Here is a 4,064-nt window from a genome sequence, read left to right as displayed (position 1 = left end):
GTATAAGTAATGGCGCTGTCATCCCAGTAAAACTTTAAAACGTATCCTGATGGAGCTGCTGGTCTTACAGTTGTGCATGAAAAACCATATTGATTTTCTTCTACATCATATATTGGAAAATGGAATGCAGCCTGCCCAAATGTAACGACAATAGGTATATTCGTTCCTTGTGCAATCGTGTTTCCTAAACCATCTTTTCCATTCCAAGGAACACTTACGGCATAAGGAGGAGCGCCTGATGCAGTAACAGTTTGAGTTGTCAAGACATCTTTGGTACCTGGAGTATAAACCCCGTCTCCGCCATTAAAATCAAGAAGTATTTCAATTGTTCCGCTTTTAAAAACGCTGATATTGATATTGCTTTCACCAATACCACAATTGGTGATTCCGTTAATGACTATGTTGCCGTTGTAAGTTCCGTTTTTCCAGACATTAATGTCAGGATCGTTTAAGAAAACCTCATACTTCGGACTCATTTTTGTGGCATCAGAAGCATTGTAAACGCTTTTTTGATCATTTGCAGCATTTCCTGAATTTCCCGGACCTGTATTGTTAAAAGCAACATTGAAGTACCATGGTCTAAAACCTGCACCATTGAAATTGATTTTATTAACAAAACCATTTTGAGTGGTAGCTCCAGTTGTAGAGCCATTGTCGGGAGCAAAAACATAGAAAGCTCCTGTAAAATCGGTGGTAACATTGTTCATGGCAAAAGCCCAACGTTTTGAATAAAGGCGACCTGGAATTGAATTTTTAGTACTGTTGTTAGCTACAGTTATATCATAATAATTATAATAAAGTTCAGAATAGCTTGAACTGTTGCTTTCAAATTCAATCCAATAATCACCAGCAGGCATACCTGTTGGATCAAATACAATAGGAACATAACCAGCAGTAGTAACTCCATCGACTCCATTCGGACCATTTTGGGCTCTTGAAAGGCGTTGAACTTCAGTACCTGTTATGTTTGCTGTAAGACTGGTCAAATTATAACTAGCAAAAGCAACCGTACCGTCAGGTTTCATAATTCTGAACTTAGAATCTATTTCGTTGCTGTTATCCGGTGCAGTTCTTCTGGCTCTAGTAAAACCTAAGTACACCTTTTCGCTATTTGGATTTTGAATTCTAATGTAAAGCCTTTGTTCATTGGTTGAACCATATCGAGCAAAATTTCCGTATTCATCATTATTTATGCAAAGAGAAGCTCTATGATTAACATCTGGAGTTGTTTGTTTAGAACCTTCGCCAGCATAAATATTGATGCATAAAGTGCTCAACACAAGGCTTAAAAGAATTTGTAAATTGATCTTAAATGTAAAGTTTTTCATATTAAATATTTTTAATATTGCTGTAATTAGAACTACGAGTAAAACGAATGACTACTACATTTGGTAGTTTAAAGCATAAAGTGTTTTAGAAGCTGCGATCTTTTTAAAATCTAAGAAGAAGTCGTTAAACCCAACCCCTTTTGTTTTTTTGGGAGGGACATAGGTGTAAACAATAGTTTGGCTTATGCTTTGAGGACAAGTAGAAGATGTTGCAATGATTTTAGTCCCATTCCATTGATCAAGCTGACTAAGATCTCTTGGATTAAGCTTTATGTAAAATTCTTTGCTTTCTCCTGGAGCAAGAGTAATGGTTTTGTTTTCCAGTCTATTAGTAAATAAAACATTGCTTTTTGAAGAGCTTCCATCTGGATTTTCATTGAAGTCTGAAAAATTATCAGCAGATAATTGATAAGTATCTGTTGCGTTTCCAGTATTTTTAATTTGAAGCACAAAGGAAGTTTCTGCACCCGTAAATTTTTGCTCATTTGATCCATCAATAGTGATTTCCGAACCACACGAACCAGACTGAGCAAATAAAACCGTTGTAATCAAGCAGAGTAGCAGCGTAAAAAAGTTCTTTTGAAAGATATTTTTTCTTTGCGAAAAAATAATCTTACAATTGCTTACAAATTTCACCGCTTTTTCAAGAGTAGATTTAGTTTTCATAACTTAAGATTTTATTTTAAAGTATTTATGAAATTTTAACAGAATCAAAGTTATATTAGAGTTTTTCTAATATTATTTTTTTATCTGTAACTAACCAAAAAACTCGTTGAAGTGTTACTTTTTTAGAAAAAAATGACCCAAAAACACTTTTTTTTAACTCAAAAAAGTAGAATTTTTTCGTACATTTTTTTGCTCTTTTGATGAAAATAGGTTTATTTTTAATGTTGTAAATAATTAATAATCAAGTATTTAGTTAAATTTTTAAAAAAATGTATAATATCGACTAAATACTAATTTCTTAGATGAATTACATAAAAAAATAGAAATTTACGTTTCTATTTTATGTTAATGTTAATGTATTGAGAATAATGCATTCTTGTTAAAATTTAATAAGAATGTTAACAGAAATAAAAAAAAGAAAAGGTTTAAAATATCTTTTGTAAATTAGAACTTAATTAAAAAAAACATCCTGTAAAACAGGTTTTTAAATTATGCAGCTTATGAAAAATCTCATATTAATTCGTCATGCCAAATCTAGCTGGGAAGCACCATTAAAAGATTTTGATCGTCCTTTAATGAAAAGAGGAATTTTAGACGCGCACGACGTTTCATTAAATATTTCAGAGTATCTTCCTAAAACGTATATTATTTGGAGTAGCACTGCTGCGAGGGCTTCAGAAACAGCATTGATTTTTGCTCAAAATATTTCATACCCTATAGAAAGCATTGTTTACAAAGACGAGTTATATACTTTTGACGATAAACAACTCGAAAAAGTTATTAAATCGTGTGATAATAGTTTTGAAAGCGTTATTCTTTTCGGACATAACGAGGCTATTACAAATTTTGTTAATAAATTTGGGGATGTTTTTATAGAAAATGTTCCAACTTCAGGCTTTGTATCATTACAATTTGATGCAGAAAGCTGGGACACTATCCATAAGGGCAAAACACATAAAACTATTTTCCCCAAAGATTTAAAATAATAACAGTGTACGAACAGAAATATATCGATAGAGAAAAAAGCTGGTTAGCGTTTAATGCAAGAGTACTTCAAGAAGCTGCAGATAGTACAGTGCCACTTTTAGACAGACTGCGTTTTGTTGGAATTTTTTCAAACAATTTAGACGAATTTTTTAGAGTTCGATATGCAGCCATTCGGCGATTAAGCCTTTCGGGTATTTCTGGCGAAAAATATTTAGGAGGTATTTCTGCCCACCAATTAATTAAAGATATTACCGAAATTGTAATTCAGCAACAATCTGAAAGTTTGCGTATACTTAGTAATATTGAAGCCGAACTCGAATCTGAGAATATTTTTATTATAAACGAAACGCAGATTACACCAAAACAAGAGTGTTTCTTAAAAGACTTTTATACTCAAAAATTAAGTCCAGAACTGGTAACAATTATCTTAAATGATTTAGCAGTTTTTCCAATTTTAAAAGATACGTTAGGTTATCTGGCAGTTCGTTTAGAATTAGCTAATGATGAGGTTCGTTATGCCTTAATCGAAATTCCAAAAAATATTAACAGATTTGTCGTTCTTCCGTCTGAAGACGAAAAACAATATGTTATTTTAATTGATGATGTCATCCGTTTCAAACTGAAAAACATCTTTAATATATTCGATTATAAGAGTGTTTCTGCTCACATGATTAAAATTACCCGAGACGCACAATTGGACATTGACAGTGATTTGAGCAAAAGTATGCTTGAAAAAATTGCTACATCTGTAAAAGACCGTCGTATAGGAGAACCTGTTCGTTTTATTTATGATAATTTAATTGAAGATGATACGCTGCAATTTTTCTTAGATAAAATGAAAATTGTAGAAACAGATAGTATAATTCCTGGAGGAAGATATCATAATCGCCGCGATTATATGAGTTTTCCAAATTTAGGACGTTACGATTTATTGTATAAGCCAAATGAGCCTATGCCGGTTCCTGGTTTAAGCTTAGAAGGCAGTATTTTAGAAAAAATCAGTAAAAAAGACTATTTAGTTCACGCGCCCTATCAGTCTTTTTCTTATTTAACCAAATTTTTGCGAGAAGCGGCTTTAGATCC

The 4,064-nt window shown here is 32.4% G+C and carries 3 protein-coding genes and 1 pseudogene; 2 read left to right on the top strand and 2 right to left on the bottom strand.

Annotated features, from left to right (window positions below; all coding sequences use genetic code 11):
- A partial coding sequence (locus B3J44_RS11325) for a hypothetical protein (RefSeq protein WP_286968539.1) occupies positions 1 to 1,328 on the bottom strand: 1,328 nt, incomplete at its 3' end.
- Between the two features lie 54 nt (positions 1,329 to 1,382).
- Positions 1,383 to 1,994, bottom strand: coding sequence for an Fn3-like domain-containing protein (locus B3J44_RS11320; protein WP_286968538.1), 612 nt, complete (start codon positions 1,992 to 1,994; stop codon positions 1,383 to 1,385).
- Between the two features lie 500 nt (positions 1,995 to 2,494).
- Between B3J44_RS11320 and B3J44_RS11315 the strand changes: the two genes are divergently transcribed.
- A complete protein-coding gene (locus tag B3J44_RS11315; protein WP_198856272.1) occupies positions 2,495 to 2,980 on the top strand; it encodes a SixA phosphatase family protein in 486 nt (161 codons plus the stop codon).
- Between the two features lie 5 nt (positions 2,981 to 2,985).
- Positions 2,986 to 4,064: pseudogene (locus B3J44_RS11310) on the top strand (polyphosphate kinase 1); the annotation flags it as partial.

This window comes from Flavobacterium sp. UBA4854, assembly GCF_002399805.1.
In the GTDB taxonomy this organism is placed as follows: Bacteria; Bacteroidota; Bacteroidia; order Flavobacteriales; family Flavobacteriaceae; genus Flavobacterium; species Flavobacterium ginsengisoli.
The sequence above is the reverse complement of the archived record's forward strand: the minus strand, read 5'-3'. Positions and strand labels throughout refer to the sequence as shown.

What these genes read in the sequence shown, in the direction of transcription:
- B3J44_RS11315 (WP_198856272.1), top strand. Translation starts at nt 2,495, where the DNA reads ATGAAAAATCTCATATTAATTCGTCATGCCAAATCTAGCTGGGAAGCA.
- B3J44_RS11320 (WP_286968538.1), bottom strand. Translation starts at nt 1,994, where the DNA reads ATGAAAACTAAATCTACTCTTGAAAAAGCGGTGAAATTTGTAAGCAAT.